Source organism: Luteimonas sp. S4-F44 (genome assembly GCF_022637415.1).
Classification (GTDB): domain Bacteria; phylum Pseudomonadota; class Gammaproteobacteria; order Xanthomonadales; family Xanthomonadaceae; genus Luteimonas.
Genome location: NZ_CP093340.1, coordinates 1,399,719 through 1,415,268, shown reverse-complemented (window position 1 = coordinate 1,415,268; position 15,550 = coordinate 1,399,719). Strand labels below are relative to the sequence as shown.

Annotated in this window: 14 protein-coding genes; 4 read left to right on the top strand and 10 right to left on the bottom strand. The window is 71.0% G+C overall.

Annotated features, from left to right (window positions below):
- Positions 1-18: 18 nt before the first annotated feature.
- The 5 genes from lpxK to MNO14_RS06395 are packed head-to-tail and all read right to left on the bottom strand — an operon-like array spanning position 19 to position 6,299.
- Positions 19-1,008, bottom strand: a complete 990-nt coding sequence (lpxK, locus tag MNO14_RS06415) for a tetraacyldisaccharide 4'-kinase (RefSeq protein ID WP_241945883.1) — start codon at positions 1,006-1,008, stop codon at positions 19-21.
- Positions 1,005-2,795, bottom strand: a complete 1,791-nt coding sequence (msbA, locus tag MNO14_RS06410) for a lipid A export permease/ATP-binding protein MsbA (RefSeq protein WP_241945882.1) — start codon at positions 2,793-2,795, stop codon at positions 1,005-1,007. The genes lpxK and msbA overlap by 4 nt, the downstream gene beginning before the upstream one ends.
- A 4-nt stretch (positions 2,796-2,799) precedes the next feature.
- Entirely contained in the window at positions 2,800-3,252 is a 453-nt protein-coding gene (locus MNO14_RS06405) for a biopolymer transporter ExbD (RefSeq protein ID WP_241945881.1), read from the bottom strand.
- A gap of 3 nt (positions 3,253-3,255) precedes the next feature.
- Complete coding sequence (locus MNO14_RS06400; protein WP_241946280.1) at positions 3,256-3,897, bottom strand: MotA/TolQ/ExbB proton channel family protein; 642 nt, start codon at positions 3,895-3,897, stop codon at positions 3,256-3,258.
- Positions 3,898-3,956: 59 nt separating this feature from the next.
- Complete coding sequence (locus MNO14_RS06395) at positions 3,957-6,299, bottom strand: DNA internalization-related competence protein ComEC/Rec2 (RefSeq protein WP_241945880.1); 2,343 nt, start codon at positions 6,297-6,299, stop codon at positions 3,957-3,959.
- Positions 6,300-7,078: 779 nt separating this feature from the next.
- Between MNO14_RS06395 and MNO14_RS06390 the strand changes: the two genes are divergently transcribed.
- Both MNO14_RS06390 and MNO14_RS06385 read left to right on the top strand, forming a co-directional pair.
- On the top strand, positions 7,079-7,585 hold the full coding sequence (locus tag MNO14_RS06390; protein WP_241945879.1) for a DNA-deoxyinosine glycosylase: 507 nt from the start codon (positions 7,079-7,081) through the stop codon (positions 7,583-7,585).
- A 199-nt stretch (positions 7,586-7,784) separates the two neighbouring features.
- On the top strand, positions 7,785-8,231 hold the full coding sequence (locus MNO14_RS06385; RefSeq protein WP_241945878.1) for a hypothetical protein: 447 nt from the start codon (positions 7,785-7,787) through the stop codon (positions 8,229-8,231).
- A gap of 70 nt (positions 8,232-8,301) precedes the next feature.
- Here MNO14_RS06385 and MNO14_RS06380 read toward each other — a convergent pair whose 3' ends face one another.
- The 3 genes from MNO14_RS06380 to MNO14_RS06370 all read right to left on the bottom strand — a co-directional run bounded on the left by MNO14_RS06380 (position 8,302) and on the right by MNO14_RS06370 (position 12,845).
- A complete protein-coding gene (locus MNO14_RS06380; RefSeq protein WP_241945877.1) occupies positions 8,302-9,153 on the bottom strand; it encodes a pirin family protein in 852 nt (283 codons plus the stop codon).
- 206 nt (positions 9,154-9,359) lie between these two features.
- Entirely contained in the window at positions 9,360-11,564 is a 2,205-nt protein-coding gene (gene rlmKL / locus MNO14_RS06375) for a bifunctional 23S rRNA (guanine(2069)-N(7))-methyltransferase RlmK/23S rRNA (guanine(2445)-N(2))-methyltransferase RlmL (protein WP_241945876.1), read from the bottom strand.
- A gap of 351 nt (positions 11,565-11,915) precedes the next feature.
- The gene (locus tag MNO14_RS06370; protein ID WP_241945875.1) at positions 11,916-12,845 is read right to left on the bottom strand and encodes an AraC family transcriptional regulator; all 930 of its coding nucleotides are present in this window, start codon (positions 12,843-12,845) and stop codon (positions 11,916-11,918) included.
- A 91-nt stretch (positions 12,846-12,936) separates the two neighbouring features.
- Between MNO14_RS06370 and MNO14_RS06365 the strand changes: the two genes are divergently transcribed.
- Positions 12,937-13,767 (top strand): oxidoreductase, encoded by an 831-nt coding sequence (locus tag MNO14_RS06365; RefSeq protein ID WP_241945874.1) that lies wholly within the window; start codon positions 12,937-12,939, stop codon positions 13,765-13,767.
- A gap of 67 nt (positions 13,768-13,834) precedes the next feature.
- Here the strand turns inward: MNO14_RS06365 and MNO14_RS06360 are convergent, their stop codons facing one another.
- Entirely contained in the window at positions 13,835-14,359 is a 525-nt protein-coding gene (locus MNO14_RS06360; RefSeq protein ID WP_241946279.1) for a YqiA/YcfP family alpha/beta fold hydrolase, read from the bottom strand.
- Between the two features lie 17 nt (positions 14,360-14,376).
- Complete coding sequence (locus tag MNO14_RS06355; RefSeq protein ID WP_241945873.1) at positions 14,377-14,880, bottom strand: MOSC domain-containing protein; 504 nt, start codon at positions 14,878-14,880, stop codon at positions 14,377-14,379.
- A gap of 95 nt (positions 14,881-14,975) precedes the next feature.
- Between MNO14_RS06355 and MNO14_RS06350 the strand changes: the two genes are divergently transcribed.
- Positions 14,976-15,548: an N-acetylmuramoyl-L-alanine amidase gene (locus MNO14_RS06350; RefSeq protein ID WP_241945872.1), complete on the top strand. Its 573-nt coding sequence runs from the start codon at positions 14,976-14,978 to the stop codon at positions 15,546-15,548.
- Positions 15,549-15,550 lie beyond the last annotated feature (2 nt).

Here is a 15,550-nt window from a genome sequence, read left to right as displayed (position 1 = left end):
TGCGGCCTGCAAGCACACTCAGCCCTTACCGGCTGGGTTGCGGATCGCCTCGAGGCGATCGAACAACGCGATCCAGAACGCTTCGGGCAGCCGCGCGGCGATCGGCACGCTGTAGTGCCGCTCGCCGGCGAAACGCATGCACTTGACCGCGTCCTTCTCGGTCATCAGCACCGGCAGGTCGCTGCCGAAATGCAGGTCCTCGGGCGTGTAGCGATGGTGATCGGCGAACGCATGCGGCACCACGGCGATGCGCTGGCGGCGCAGCGTGTCGAAGAAGCGCTCCGGATCGCCGATGCCGGCCACCGCATGCACGCGCTGTCCGGCGAAGGCCGACAACGGACGCGCACGCCCGCCGGCCAGCGGCAGGGCGTGCGCGGTCTCCAGGCGCATCGGCCACTCGCCAAAATCCGGTTCGAGGCTGTCGTCCATACCGGCATTGAGCACGCGGAAATCGCAGCGCGCGCCACGCTCGACCGGCTCGCGCAGTGGCCCGGCCGGGATCAGTGCGCCGTTGCCGTAGCGACGGCGGCCGTCGATGACCTCGATCTCGACGTCGCGCTGCAGGCGGTAATGCTGCAGGCCGTCGTCGCAGACCACGATGTCGCAGCCCGCGGCGATCAGCGCGTTCGCAGCCGCGACCCGATCAGCGTCGACGCGGACCTTGGCGCCGGTGCGGGCTGCGATCAGCACCGGCTCGTCGCCAGACCAGCGCGGATCGCTGACCGGTTCCACCCAGCGCGGCGTCCCCGCCTCGTCGCGGCCGTAGCCGCGGCTGGCGACGCCGGGCGTCCAACCGGCGGCCTGCAGGCGCTCGACGATCGCGATCGTCAACGGCGTCTTGCCGCTGCCGCCGGCGATTAGGTTGCCAATGACCAGCACCGGACGCGCGACCTTGCGGGTGCGCAGCCACTTGCGTCGCCAGGCGCTGGCGCGCGCGTACACGTGGGCGAGCAACCGCGCGTGCAGCGGCGGTCGGCTGCCGTCGAACCAGTAGCCCGGCGCCTTCACGCGTCTTGCTCCGCCGACGGTTCGGCCTCGCGGAATTGCATGCGATGCAGGTGCGCATACAGGCCGCCACGCGCGAGCAGTTCGCGGTGGGTGCCGTGCTCGACCAGCCTGCCGTGGTCGAGCACCAGGACCTGGTCGGCATGCTCGATCGTCGCCAGCCGGTGGGCGATGACCAGCGTGGTGCGGTCGGGCATCAGGTGCTCGAGTGCGTCCTGCACCAGGCGTTCGGATTCGGCATCCAGCGCCGCGGTCGCCTCGTCGAGAATCAGAATCGGCGCGTCCTTGAGCATCGCGCGGGCGATCGCCAGGCGCTGCCGCTGACCGCCCGACAGGCGGCCGCCACGATTGCCGATCCCGCTCTGCAGCCGGTCGGGCAGCTTGTCGACGAACTCCATCGCATTCGCGCCGCGGATCGCCCCCTCGAGCGCGGCGATCGGCGCGCCTGCCATCTCGCCATAGGCGACATTGGCCGCGACGGTGTCGTCGAACAGCATCACCTGCTGGCCGACCAGCGCGATCTGCCGGCGCACGTCGGCCAGCCGGTACTCCTCCAGCGGATGGCCGTCGAGCAGGATCTCGCCGGTCTCGTGTTCGTAGAAGCGCGGCAGCAGCTTGATCAGCGTCGACTTGCCACTGCCCGAGCGGCCGACGATCGCGGTGACGGTGCCCGGGCGCGCGACGAAGCTCACATCCTCCAGCGCCGGTTCGGCCTGCCCCGGATAGCGCGCGCCGACGTGGCGGAACTCGATCTCGCCGCGCGCGCGCGCCAGCGGCCGCACGCCCGGGTCGTGCTCGTCGGGCGCATCGAGGATCTCGAACAAGCGCTCGGCCGAGGCGACGCCGCGCTGGAGCATGTTCTGCACGTTGGTCAATTGCTTGAGCGCGGGGATGATCGCCATCATCGCGATCATCAGCGCGACGAAGCCACCCGCGGTCAGCCGGCCCTGCGAGGCCTCGTAGCCGGCGATCAACAGCAGCAACGCCAGGCCGATCGACCCCATCAGCTGGACCACGCCCGAGGAGATCGCGCGGGTCGCCTCGACCTTGAGGTTGAGCCGCATGTGCCGCTCGGCGACCTCCGCATAGCGCGCGTTCTCGGCCGCCTGGGCGCCGTAGATCTTCACTTCCTGCTGGTTGCTCAGCGACTGGTCGGCGGTCTGCATCAGCATCGCGGCGCTGTCCTGGATGCTGTGGCTGACGCGGCGATAGCGGCGCGCGACCTTGCCCATGATCCACGACAACGGCGGCGCGATCGCCAGGATGGTCAGCGTGACCTGCCAACTGGTCATCAGCATCACGATCAGCGAGGCGATGATCTGCAACGACTGCTGCAGCATCACCTTGGCCGCGTCGATCGCGGCCTGCGAAACCTGGTCGCTGTCCGAGCCCAGCCGGACCAGCATCGACGGCACCGGCTCGGCATCGAAGCGCATGCCCGGCAGCCCGAGGTACTTGGCGAGCACGCGCACGCGCAGATCCCGCGCGATGCCGCGCCCGGACTTGGCCATGTTGTAGTCGGCCAGGTAGCCGGCCAGGCCGCGGACCACGAACAGCGCGATGATCGCCGCGGGCAACCAGAGGTTCACGCCGGCATTGGCCGACACGAACGTCTCATCGATGATCGGCTCCATCATCTTGGTGAAGGCGCCGCCGGCGGCGGCCTCGATCAGCATGCCGACCAGCGCGACCGACAGCAGGCCGCGGTAGGCGCCGGCGAAGGTCAGCAGCCGGCGGTAGACCGGCCAGGCGCGATCGGCGCGTGTCGCGCCTTGGGGGGGAGAAGCCATGACGTCAACGTTCCTGTGAAGCGGGATCGCCCACGCGTCCGGCCGTCTGCGGCGCGGTCGCATTGGCGATGCGGGTAAAGCCCAACTGGCCGAGCGCATCGTAGGCGGTGACGACCGCCTGCCAGGGCGTGCGGGCGTCGGCGCGCAGCAGCACCACGCGCTCGCGATCGTCGCCGGCGACCTCGACGATCGTGCGCTTGAGCGCGTCGACATCGGTGCGCAGCGCTTCGCGGTCCTCGACGAAGTAGCGGCCGTCGGCATTGATCAGCAGCGTCAGCGTATCGCTCCGGGCGTCGTTGCGCTCGCCCGTGGCCTGCGGCAACTCGAGCTTGAGCACCGAGCGCGCGTCGAACGTGGTGGTGATCACGAAGAAGATGATCAATACCAGGATCACGTCGATCAAGGGCACGAGGTTGATCTCGGGCTCGTCGCGTGCGCGCCGGTCGCGGATGCGCATCGCTCAGCCCCGTCCCGGAACGGCGGCAGGCGGGCGGCGCGCCGTGCGCGGGTCGATCGCATCCATCAGCAGGATCGCCTCGTGCTCCATCGCCACGATGTAGCCGTCGATCCGCGCGCGGAAATGCCGGTGGAACATCAGCGCCGGCACCGCGACGATCATGCCCGTCGCCGCGCACACCAGCGCTTTGCCGATGCCGCCGGCAAGCTGGTCGACATCGCCAATGCCATGGTCCATCACGCCCAGGAACATCTGGATCATGCCCACCACCGTGCCGAACAAGCCCAGCAGCGGCCCGGCCGCGGCGATCGTGCCCAGCGCGTTGAGATGGCGCTCCATCTGGAAGGCGACATGGCGGCCGACATCCTCGACGCGCTCGCGGATCTCCTCGCGCGGCCGGTCGCGGACATCGAGCGCCGCCGCCAGCAACGCGCCCAGTGGCGCGGTCGCGCGCAGCGAGGCGATATGCGCCGGGTCGAGCGCGCCGCGTGTGGCCCAGGCCCGGACCTCCCCGCCCAGGCCGGGCGGCAGCACCGCACGCCGACGCAGGGCCCAGAAGCGCTCGACGATGATCGCCAGCGCGAACGCCGACAGCAGCAGCAGCGGTATCATCGGCCAGCCGCCGGCCTTCACCAGTTCGAGCACGCAAACCCCTTCGGCCACGGGGCCGGTCCACTCGGGCGACTAGGATAACGTAGCGCGACTCAGTCCCCGGCGGCGCGCTCACTGCGGCGCGCGGCGTCCCAGAGCCGCGGCATACGCGCACGCTCACCGGCCACGCGGACGCCGCCGGGCCCCAGACGCACCCGCAGCGCACCGGCCTCGGCCGTGCCCGGCGTGGCGGCGCCCTGCTGGGTCCAACGCGCGAGCGCCGGGGCATGCGGATGGCCGAACCGGTTGCCGTGTCCAGCCGAGACCAGTGCCTGCCCGGCGCCGGTCGCGGCCACGAAGACCGGATCCGACGAGCCGCCGCTGCCGTGATGCGCGGCGACCACGACCTCCGCCGCCAGCGCCTCGGGGTCGCGATGCGCCAGCAGCCGCTCCACGACCGTGTCGATGTCGCCTGGCAGCAGCGCCGCGCCATGCGCGGTCTCCACGCGCAGCACGCAGCTGGACGGATTGCGGAACGGCGGGAAATGCAGGTCCGGATGCAGGAACCGGAACACGACGCCGTCGGTGCGCCAGGCCGATCCCATCAGACACGGCGAGGCGTCGGGCACGCGGTCCCATTGCGGCGCGAACACCACCGGCGCGGCGAAGCGCCGCTGCACCGCGCCCAGGCCTCCGGCGTGGTCGGCATCGCCATGACTGACGACGATCGCATCGAGCCGGCGCACCCCCAGGGCGTGCAGCGCCGGCACCACCACCCGTTCGCCGGCGTCGTAGCCATCGGGCATCGCCGGGCCGGTGTCGTAGAGCACGGCGTGGCCCGCGGTGCGGATCAGCACCGCCAGCCCCTGGCCGACATCGAGTACCACCAGCTCGGCTTCGCCCGGCCCGGGCAGGTCCCGGTCCGGCCACAGCAACGGCAGCCACAGCAGCGCAGCCAACCCCTTGCCCGGCACGCCGCGCGGCAGCAGCAGCCAGAACGCGGCCAGCAGCGCCAAAGGCAGCGCGAGTCGATGTGGGGTCGGCAGCCACCACAACGCGAACGGCGCGGCCGCGAGCCGGTCGAACAGCCGCCAGCTCGGCGCGAACGCCCACGCGGCCAGCCGCCAGGCCCAGTCCCCGGCGCCGGCATGCAGCGCTTCCAGGCCGGTGCCGAGCACCGCCAGCGGCACCACCACCAAGCTCCACCAGGGAATCGCGACCAGATTGGCCAGCGGACCAGCCAGCGATGCCTGGCCGAACAAGGTCACGGTCAGCGGTAATAACCCGAGCGTCGCCACCCATTGCGAGGCCAGCAGCCCCCGCGCCAGCGACAGCGCGCGGGCATCGGGCAAGCACCACACCAGCCAGGCGACGCCGGCGAAACTCAGCCAGAAGCCGGCCGACAGCACCGCCATCGGGTCGACCAGCACCACGGCGATCGCGGCATAGGCCAGGGCATCGGCAATGCGCAACCGGCGGCGCACCAGGCGGGCGACGACGGCGACCGCGATCATCAGCACCGTGCGCACCGTCGGCAGCTCCCAGCCGGCTGCGGCGGCATAGACGCTGGCGGCCGCCAACGCGGCCAGCGCCGCCGCCTGCGGCCGGGGCAACAAGCGGCCCAGCGACGGCAGACACCACCACACTGCGGCCGCCAACAACGCGAACGCGCCGCCAACCATGCCGACGTGGAAGCCCGAAATCGCGATCAGGTGGGTCAGGCCAGTGGCGCGCAACCCTTCCCAGTCGAGCTCACCGAGGCCGCGCGTGTCGCCCACCGCCAGCGCACGGACGAAGCGCGCGGCGTCCCCGTCGACCACGCGCTCGATCCGCTCGGCGGTGCGATGCCGCCAGCGGTCCATGCCACCGGTCGCCTCGAGCCGCGTCATCGGCTCGCCGGTACGCAGATAGCCCACCGCGGTCACGCGCCGCGCCATCGCGTGTTTTTCGCTGTCGATCCAGCCGGGGTTGCGCAGCCCGCGCGGCGCGCGGATACGCGCGGTGAAGCGCCAGCGGTCGCCGGGTTCGAGCGCCAGCCGCCGAGGATCGGGCGCCGCGTCGCGGGTATCGAACCACGACAGCCGCAGCAACCGACCGCGCAAGGCCGCGGGCGCCGCATCGGCGTCGACCCGGAACTCGAACCAGGTCCGCTGCGCCTCGTGCACGGGCAGTCCGACCAGGCGCCCCGACACGACGACGTCGCTGCGCGCCATCGTGGCCGGCCACTGCAGCGACAGCGCGTGCGCTGCATGCAGTCCGCACAGCGCGAGGCCGAAAATGCCCGCACCCAGCACGCGCAGCGCCCCGCGCCCCAAGCCCCAGGCGCCCGCCCCCAACGCGAGCAACAGCCCCAGCGCCCACACCGGCGGCAGCGCCGGCAACGCGAGGCAGGCGGTTGCGCCGAGCACCAGCGCCGCGCCGGTCGCGATGCCGAACAACGCGAGCGACGGGCGCATCGCCTCGACCTCGGCCCCGCCCGATCTGCCACCGCTGCAGTCGCTATCGCCGATGCGGCCCCCCCGCCCGGCAATCGCACCTTCGCCCTGTTCCATCCCGCGCGTCCTGCACTGGCCTGCCGACAGCCTGCAGCGCGACGCGGGCTCGCACAGTCCGGCGACTGCGCACCCGGAGGTCGGGAATCGCCGCATCCGATCACACGCGCAAGGGCGGCTGGCCGCCCCTCTCCACCTGCGGCTACACCCGCCCGCCGCTTTCCCGCGATGTTACTGCCGGTAGTACTCCACCCGACGCCAGCACCCGGCCTCGCATGCGAACGCCAGCGCGCGCCAACGCGCGCCTGGGCGTCGACGCCAGGCGCGATCCGCCGGTTCGGCGCCGCGCCAGCGCATCGCGGAACCCCGGGCACCCGTGTCGAAGTGGCCCGCCAGGCAAAGCGCGGCGTCTTCGCTGGCGCGCGTACAGACATCCGAGGGGCGCTGTCGGCAACTTGGATCAGCAGTGCGGTGTAGTGGTGCGCGGTTTCGGCAGCAAACAGTTGCAACGCATCCACCTGACGCGTCGCGACGCCATCTTCGACCCGGCACGATTGGTTGCGTGGCTGGAGCGCGATGAGACCGCGTTGACCGCGGCAGCGGGCTCGCATCGAGCGATCGCGCCCCTCCGGCGACGATGTCGGCCGGAGCAATCCGGAGCCGACCCAGTCCGGGTCGCCCCCAGGTGCCCAGACGTCATCGCAGACATGGCAGCATGCGGGCCCCGCCCCACGTCCCTCTCGATGTCAGACTCGGTGCTCCGCAGCTTCGCCCCCGTCGTCGGCCCCGGCGCCCGCGTGCTGGTGCTCGGCAGCATGCCGGGCGTGGCCTCGCTGGATGCGGGCCGCTACTACGCGCATCCGCGCAACCTGTTCTGGCCGATCATGGGCGCCCTGTTCGACGCCGGGCCCGACCTGCCTTATGCGCAGCGGCTGGCACGCCTGCGAACAGCCGGGATCGCCTTGTGGGATGTCGCTGGCGAATGCGTGCGTCCCGGCAGCCTGGATGCCCGGATCGAGGCCGGCAGCGTCGTCGCCAACGACATCGCCGGTCTGCTGGCGGCCCATCCGGGCATCGACCGCATCCGTTTCAACGGCAGCGCCGCGCAGACCCTGTTCCGTCGACACGTGCTGCCGACACTGCCGCACGTCCCGGACCTGGCGCGGCTGCCCTCGACGAGCCCGGCGCATGCGGCGCTTCGGTTCGACGACAAGCTCGCGGCCTGGCGCGCCGGCCTGTGCGACGAGTGACTGGCGATCGGCGACGCAGGCCTGCCGCCAACGCACGGCCATGACCACCGCGATGCAATGAGTCGAGACAGGCTGTCGGCAGATGCGCACGTCTCCGAGCCGCGAATGCGCCGCAGTCCGAACCGCGTTCTCTTCGTTTCCGACACCCACCCGCCGGGCCCTGCGTTATGGTCTGCCCAGGTCATACAGGGAGCCGATGATGCATCGCATTCGAACGCTGACGTTGCTTGGCGCATTGTGCTGCGGCGCCGCCGCGCAGGCCGACACTGTCAGCGCCTGTCCGCAGTTGCCGGTCATCGCCAACGTGCAGTGGAGCGTGCAGGAGAGCGACGATTTCGTGTTCTGCCGCGCGATCGAGTTCGACACCCAGCGCCAGCCGTTCGCGGTCGCGATCGGGCGCACGCCAACGTTCCAACCGCGCCGGGGCGAGCGGATCGGCGCTCCGGTCCGCATCGACGGACTCTCGGCCTGGTGGCATGCACCGCAGAACGACCTGACCAGCGCCATCGTGCGCGAGACGCTGCTGGAGCTGACCTCGGGCGACTACGCCCACATCATCGTGCGCGCCGATGACCCGGCGCAGCTGGCGCGCACATTGCGTCAGGTTGAACAACTGGAGTTCGCCGACGTCCGCCTCGGCAACTGAGGCGGACGTGTGCGGGGCCAGTTCTAGACCGGTCTTTTCTAGAACCGGTCTTTTCTAGAACCGGTCTTTTCTAGAACCGGCCCTCCTGAAAATCCACAAAGGCCTGCATGAGTTCTTCGCGAGTATTCATAACAAACGGACCATGGCGGGCCACCGGCTCGCGCAGCGGACGGCCGCCGACGACGATCAGCTTCGCGCCTTGTTCACCGGCATGCAGTTGCAGCCGCGCGCCGCCGCCGAGCACCCCGAGGTCCTGCGACGCGAGCGGGCGCATCTCCTCGCCCTCCCCCACCGTCGTCTGGCCTTCGTAGACATAGGCGAAGACGTTGTGGCCTTCAGGCAGATCGAGCGCCCAGTCGCTGCCCGGCGCCAGCGTGATGTCCAGATACAGCGGGTCGGTCGCCGGCTGCGCGATCGGGCCGGCGGTGCCGTCCACGCTGCCGGCGATGAGCTTGACGGTCACGCCCGGCGCGGGCTCGACCACCGGCAGCCGCTCGGGCGCGAACTCCTGGTAGCGCGGCGCGGTCATCTTCTCGCGCGCGGGCAGGTTCACCCACAGCTGGAAGCCGCGCATCCGCCCGGCCTGCTGTTCAGGCATTTCCGAGTGCACCAGGCCGCGCCCGGCGGTCATCCACTGCACGCTGCCGGGGACCAGCAGGCCCTCGTTGCCGTGGTTATCGCGATGGCGCATGCGACCGTCGAGCATGTAGGTCACGGTCTCGAAGCCACGGTGCGGGTGGTCGGGAAAGCCGGCCAGGTAGTCCTCGGCGCGATCGGTGCCGAACTCGTCGAGCATCAGAAACGGATCGAGATCAGGCAGCTGCGGCGTGCCGATGACGCGGGTGAGCTTGACGCCGGCACCGTCGCTGGCGGGCATGCCGCGCACGGTGCGCACGACGCGGGCGGTCTGGGAGGCGGTCATCGGGAAGCTCCGAACAGGATCTGAGCGCACACGATGCGGGTGCGGCGGGCCAATTCCACCGGCGTGGATGGAACGCAAGGTTTCCGCCGGCACGCGGCGCGGCGCGCCACATCGTGTCCGCACGGTCCCCCTGCTCGCACCGACCGCATCCGGCCCACATTGCTGCGGCCGCAGACCGGGCGCGATCGCACGCCCGCTCGCGGCCCTCAGCGCGCGGTCAGCCGCCAGGCGCGATGGATACGCGGGTTGCGCTCGAAATCGGGCGCGATCGTCGCCGGCGTGATGTCCTCGCAGTGGGCGAACGCGGCCACCGCCTCGGTGTCGAGTCGGAACCGACGGAAGTTATTGGAGAAATACAGCGCGCCACCGGGCGCCAGCCGCGCAACGGCCGCACGCAACAGGCGCACGTGCTCGCGCTGGATGTCGAAATCCTTGGCCCGCGCGGAGTTGGAGAACGTCGGCGGGTCGCAGAAGATCAGATCGTACTGCGCGGTCTCGGCCTCCAGCCACTGCAGCGCATCGGCCTGCACCAGCCGATGCCGCGCGCCGCCCATGCCGTTGGCGGCGAGATTGTCCGCGCACCACTGCAGGTAGGTCGCCGACAGGTCGACGGTCGTGGTCGTCCGCGCACCGCCGGCCGCGGCATGCACGGTCGCGGCCCCGGTGTAGCCGAACAGGTTGAGGAAGCGCGTGTCGGCCGCCTCTTCCGCGATGCGCAGGCGTATCGGGCGATGGTCGAGGAACAGGCCGGTGTCGAGATAGTCGAACAGATTCACGCGCAGGCGTACCTGGCCCTCTTCGACCAGCATGAACGCATGGCGCGCGTCGAGACGCCCGTACTTGCTGCCGCCCTTGCCGCGGCTGCGGGTCTTGATCGCGATGCGCTCGCGCGGAATGCGGAACACCTCACGAGCCGCGCTCAGCACGTCGCCGAAACGGCGCCGGGTCGTGGCTTCGGGAATCTCGGCCGGCGCGGCATACTCCTGGATATGCAGCCACAGCGGCGCGCCATCGGCGGTCGGGTCGGATTCGGACTGGATGTAGACGTCGATCGCGGCCGCGTACTCCGGCAGGTCGGCGTCGTAGACGCGGTAGCAGGTCACGCCTTCGCGCTCGCGCCACGCCTTGAACCGGCGCAGGTTCTTGCGCAGGCGGTTGGCGACCATCGTCGCGCCCTCGCTCAGCGCCTGCGGCGCGTCGTCGACCTCGCGCTGCGGCGGGCGCACCGGATCGCAGACGATCAGGCTGCACTCGAGCGCGCCATTGAACACTTGGTACTTCTTCTTCGCGCGCAGTCCGGTCGCGTGCGCGAGTTCGGGATCGCCGCACAGCAGACTCGCGCGCCAGTCCGGCACCGCGCGCGCCAGCGCATTGCCGAGACTGCGGTAGAGCGCGGCATCGGCGGCCAGACGGGCGTCGTAGGGCGGATTGCAGACGACCAGGCCGCTCGGCGCGGCGTCGTTCGATGCGGCATCAGACGGCAGGGACGACGGCGGCGCCTGCAAGGCGACGACGTCGCCGACCTGCCAGTCGATCGCGTCGCGCAGCCCGGCCGCGGTGGCGTTCTCGCGCGCGGCATGCACCGCGTGCGGGTCGAGGTCGCGGCCGAAGAATGCGGTCCGCAGGCGCTCGCGGCCGCTGCGCTCGCGCGCCAAGGCCTCGTCGCACAGCGTCCGCCAATGCGCTGCATCGAAGCCGTGCCAGCGGCTCGGCGCCCGGCCGGCGGTCGCCGCGCCGCCGTCGCGGGCCAGGCCCGGCGCGACATCGGCGGCCATCAACGCGCCCTCGATCAGCAGCGTGCCGCTGCCGCACATCGGGTCGAGCAGCGCGCCGCCCGCGGCGTACAGCGTCGGCCAGCCGCCGCGCATCAACACCGCCGCGGCAAGGTTTTCCTTCAGCGGCGCCTCGCCCTGGGCGCGGCGCCAGCCGCGGCGGTGCAGCGGCCCGCCGCCCAGGTCCACCGAGAGCAACGCGCGCCCCTTGCGCACCACCAGACTCAGCCGCAGGTCCGGCGCCTCGACATCGACATCCGGGCGCGCGCCGGTGGCCTCGCGCAGGGTGTCGACGATCGCATCCTTGACCCGTTGCGCGGCGTAGCGCGCGTGGGTGATCGCGCTGCCGGAAACGTGGGCATCGATCGCCAGGGTTATCGACGGATCGAGATGGGCCGCCCAGTCGACCGCGCGCGCGCCGGCGTACAGTGCGTCCTCGTGCTCGCAGGCGTAATCGGCGATCGGCCACAGCACCCGGCTGGCGAGCCGCGACCACAGCACCGCGCGCTGCGCGTCCTGCAGCGTGCCCTCGGCATTGACCCCGGCGACGGTGGCCGTGGCCTGAGCCGCGCCCAGCGCGAGCACCTCATCGACGAGCAGGTATTCCAGGCCCTTGGCGCAGGAGACGAAAAATTTCACAGACAGGCGGACCACTCAAGGGAAAGGAAGGCGCGGCGCACGCCGTACGCGTTACGCATCGCCAGCGGCCACGCCGGATCCTGGATGGCCGCAGGCGCGGCCACGGATCGGCAATGGCGCGCAACGCACGGCACGAAGATGGCGCGCAAAATACCACAGGGGCCTGCTCGCACCGGCTGCAGGGCGACGACACGTTGGTCGCCAACCAACTCGATGACGGCCGCGACACCGCAATGGGAGACCGCAGGGCAGTCACGCAACCGACCGCCTCGCGCCGACGCGTCCGCCGATGACCTGCGCGAGCGCGCCCCGATCGCGGCACCCCCACCACGATGGCGCGCGCGGCGCCGCTCAATGCGAGGCGACGAAACCACCGCCGGGTGCAGCCGGCGGCACCGCGAAATCGGCGCGCATCCGCGCGACCTCCGCCCGCGGCGACCGGCCGAACAGCCGTTTGAACTCGCGGTTGAACTGCGACGCGCTCTCGTACCCCACCGCATGACAGGCGGCCGTGGCGGTCATCCCGTCGCGCGCCATCAGCACACGCGCCTGGTGCAGGCGGATCGACTTCAGGTACTGCATCGGCGCGACCTGGGTCACGGCCTTGAAATGGACGTGGAACGACGGCGCACTCATCCCAGCTTCTTGAGCGAGTTGCGCGACATCGAGTCGCCGGGCGTGATCGCGGTGGATACGCTGCAGCGCGCGGCCGATGCGGCCGAACCGGCCCTGCTGGGCCAGCGCCGCGCGCAGCGTCTGTCCCTGCGGTCCAGTCAGCACGCGGAAGTACAGTTCGCGTACGAGCGCGCGGCCGAGGATCGCCGCGTCCAGCGGTTGGCTCAGCGCTTGCAGCAGACGCTGTACGGTCTGGCGCAATGTGTCGTCCATCGGGCTCGACATCAGGCTTTTGGGCGCCTGCGCGGGGGGCACGCCGCCGGCGTGCTCGATCTCGAGCATCAAGCCTGCAGCGAGCGGCACGTCCAGATGCAGGTACAGCGCCAGTAATGGCCGCTCCGCGCTGCCCTCCGACTGCATGGTGAAAGGCACCGGCACCGAGACCGCGAGGTAATGCTGCTCGTCATAGACGAACACCGCATCGCCGAAGTACCCCCGCTTGGCGCCCTGGCATACGAACACGATGCCGGGGTCGTAGAGCACCGGCGTGAGCGTCAGCGACCGGTCCGAGCGCAGCACCCGCACGTCCGGCAAGGCGGTCAGGTTGTAGCCCTCCCGCGGCGCCAGTGCGCGCAGCAATGCGATGGAATCGAGCGAAGGATTCATAGAAATAGGCAATCAAAGTAGACGTTTCGGCGTCGTTTCCACCGAGTGTCTAGAGCATCCTACACCTCTTCTTTGAACTCCGGAGCGTGCCATGACACAGCCTAAAACCCTGCTCATCACCGGCGTCAGCAGCGGCTTCGGCCAAGCGCTCGCCCAAGCGGCGCTGGCCGCCGGCCATCGCGTCGTCGGCACGGTCCGCAGCCCGCAGGCGCAGCAGACGTTCGAGGCGCTGGGTGCCGGCGCGATGGGTCGGCTGCTGGATGTGACCGACTTCGACGCCATCCCCGGCGTCATCGATGCGATCGAGGCCGACGTCGGACCGCTGGACGTGCTGGTCAACAACGCCGGCTACGGCCACGAGGGCGTGCTGGAGGAATCCGCCTTGGATGAGCTACGCCGGCAGTTCGACGTCAACGTGTTCGGCGCGGTTGCCATGATCAAGGCCGTGCTGCCCGGAATGCGCCGGCGGCGGCGCGGGCACATCGTCAACATCACCTCGATGGGCGGCTTCATCACGATGCCCGGAATCGCGTATTACTGCGGCAGCAAGTTCGCGCTGGAAGGCATTTCCGAGACCCTGGGCAAGGAAGTCGCGCCGCTGGGCATCCACGTCACCGCGGTGGCGCCCGGCTCGTTCCGCACCGATTGGGCCGGCCGTTCAATGGTCCGCACCCCGCGCAGCATCGCCGACTACGACGCGCTGTTCGACCCGATCCGCGAGGCGCGCCAGTCCAGGAGCGGCCACCAGCCGGGCGACCCGGCCAAGGCCGCACGCGCCATCCTGACCCTGCTCGACGCCCCGCATCCGCCCGCGCACCTGCTGCTGGGCAGCGATGCGCTCGAGCTGGTGCGCGGAAAACTCGCCGCCCTGGAGGCCGAACTCGCCGCCTGGGAGACGCTGACCCGATCGACGGACGGCTAGGGGCGCGCCTGGTTGTCGCCACCGCGGCCTCGGTCGGGCCTTGCGCGCGCGTTCTGCCGATGCCGCCCTACAACCGCACCAGCAATTCGGCAAAGGCCTGCGCCGAGGCGGCGACATGCGCGCCCAGGCGGTGGTCGTCGTCGACCAGCAGCAGCCGGCCGCGCCGCGCGCGGGTCCACTCGACGACATCGGCGGCCGGGATCAGTTCGTCGTGCCAGCCGTGGATCACCGACAGCGGGACCTCGGCGGCCTGCAACGGATGCGCGGCATCGAGCCGGACCGGCGGCGCCATCAGGAACAGCGCCGCGACCGGCACCCGTTGCGAGACGTGTCCGGCGATCCAGGCGCCCAGGCTCGAGCCGGCCAGCACCACCGGGCCGCGCGCAGCCGCGGCCGTCGCGGCCTGCATCAAACGCTCGATACGCGCACCGACATCGCCCAGCGGGCTCACCTCGCGCCGCGCGTCCAGGTCGGTGTAGTCGGGGCGCTCATGGGTCCAGCCCAGCGCCTCGGCCGCCTGTGCCAGCGCGGTCACCTTGGTCGCGTCCGGCCCGCTTTCGAAGCCGTGCGAGAGGATGCAATGGCCTCGCATCGGCGTGCGCCGCGCGCTCATGCCGCGGCCTCCCAGTGCACGGCGTCGCCGACGCGCAAGGTGCCGCCGTGCAGGATCCGCGCGCACAGCCCGCCCATGCCGCGCATCGCGTTGTAACCGCCGGCGCCGAGCGCGGTCTCCATGCGCGAACACGGATCGCAGGGATCGGTGCCTTCGAACACGACCTCGCCGATGCGGAAGCGCCGGCCCTTGAACGCGATCAGCGGAATGCCCGAAACGACCAGATTGCGGCGCAAGGTCGCCGGCGCGACCGTGTCCCGGCCACTGAACGCGGCGATCGCCGGCAGGTGTTCGGCCTGAATCAGCGTCGCGCCGCGCTTGCCGCTGCCGCCGGTGTAGCGGTCGCCGGCCAGTCCTGCGCCGGTGTGCGCCTGCGCGGTCTCCACGACCGTCATCGGGACATCGCGCGCCGGACGCAGGCCGATCCAGTCGAGCCGGCCGGTGCGAGGAAACTGCGTCATCAAGGCGTGCAGCGGGGAATCGGGCGGCGGAAGTCTCATCCGCGCAATGGTAGCCCGGAACATCCCTTGGACACGCGCGCGTGCCTGGGCTGACGGCGCGGCCGCGCTGCGCGATCCGGGCTACCATCCGCGCCATGCCCGTTGCCGCGCCCATTCCGACCCTCGTGCAGCAGCCGCTTCCCTACGTGGACCGGCTGCCGCGCCGCGCGCGCGCCGACATCGCGCTGGTGGTGATCCACTGCACCGAACTGCCGGACCTGGCGACCGCGCGCAGCTATGGCGAGCGCGTGCTCTATGCCGCCGGCACCGGCAACAGCGGGCATTGGTACATCGACCGCGACGGCACGATCGTCGAGTACGTGCCCGCCGAACATGTCGCCCACCATGTGCGCGGCCGTAACGCCGAATCGGTGGGCATCGAACTGGTCAACCGCGGGCGCTTCCCGCACTGGCTCGACTCGCGTCACCAGGCGATGGACGAGCCCTACCCCGATGCGCAGATCGAGGCACTGATCGTGCTGCTGCGACAGCTGTGCGACACCTTGCCGTCGCTGCGCGCGATCGCCGGCCACGAGGACCTCGATGTCGAGCAGGTCCCGGCCAGCGACGATCCGCAACTGCGCGTGCCGCGCAAGCGCGACCCCGGCCCGCGCTTCCCCTGGGACGCGGTGCTGGCGCAGGTGCCATTGCGCCGCATCGTCGCCTGAAT

Bases quoted from the DNA above. Each gene is read 5' to 3' on its own strand.
- MNO14_RS06360 (WP_241946279.1), bottom strand. From the start codon at position 14,359: ATGCGAGGCCATTGCATCCTCTCGCACGGCTTCGAAAGCGGGCCGGAC.
- MNO14_RS06385 (WP_241945878.1), top strand. From the start codon at position 7,785: ATGCATCGCATTCGAACGCTGACGTTGCTTGGCGCATTGTGCTGCGGC.
- MNO14_RS06350 (WP_241945872.1), top strand. From the start codon at position 14,976: ATGCCCGTTGCCGCGCCCATTCCGACCCTCGTGCAGCAGCCGCTTCCC.
- MNO14_RS06355 (WP_241945873.1), bottom strand. From the start codon at position 14,880: ATGAGACTTCCGCCGCCCGATTCCCCGCTGCACGCCTTGATGACGCAG.
- MNO14_RS06380 (WP_241945877.1), bottom strand. From the start codon at position 9,153: ATGACCGCCTCCCAGACCGCCCGCGTCGTGCGCACCGTGCGCGGCATG.
- MNO14_RS06390 (WP_241945879.1), top strand. From the start codon at position 7,079: ATGTCAGACTCGGTGCTCCGCAGCTTCGCCCCCGTCGTCGGCCCCGGC.
- MNO14_RS06370 (WP_241945875.1), bottom strand. From the start codon at position 12,845: ATGAATCCTTCGCTCGATTCCATCGCATTGCTGCGCGCACTGGCGCCG.
- MNO14_RS06365 (WP_241945874.1), top strand. From the start codon at position 12,937: ATGACACAGCCTAAAACCCTGCTCATCACCGGCGTCAGCAGCGGCTTC.
- MNO14_RS06395 (WP_241945880.1), bottom strand. From the start codon at position 6,299: ATGCGCCCGTCGCTCGCGTTGTTCGGCATCGCGACCGGCGCGGCGCTG.
- msbA (WP_241945882.1), bottom strand. From the start codon at position 2,795: ATGGCTTCTCCCCCCCAAGGCGCGACACGCGCCGATCGCGCCTGGCCG.
- MNO14_RS06405 (WP_241945881.1), bottom strand. From the start codon at position 3,252: ATGCGCATCCGCGACCGGCGCGCACGCGACGAGCCCGAGATCAACCTC.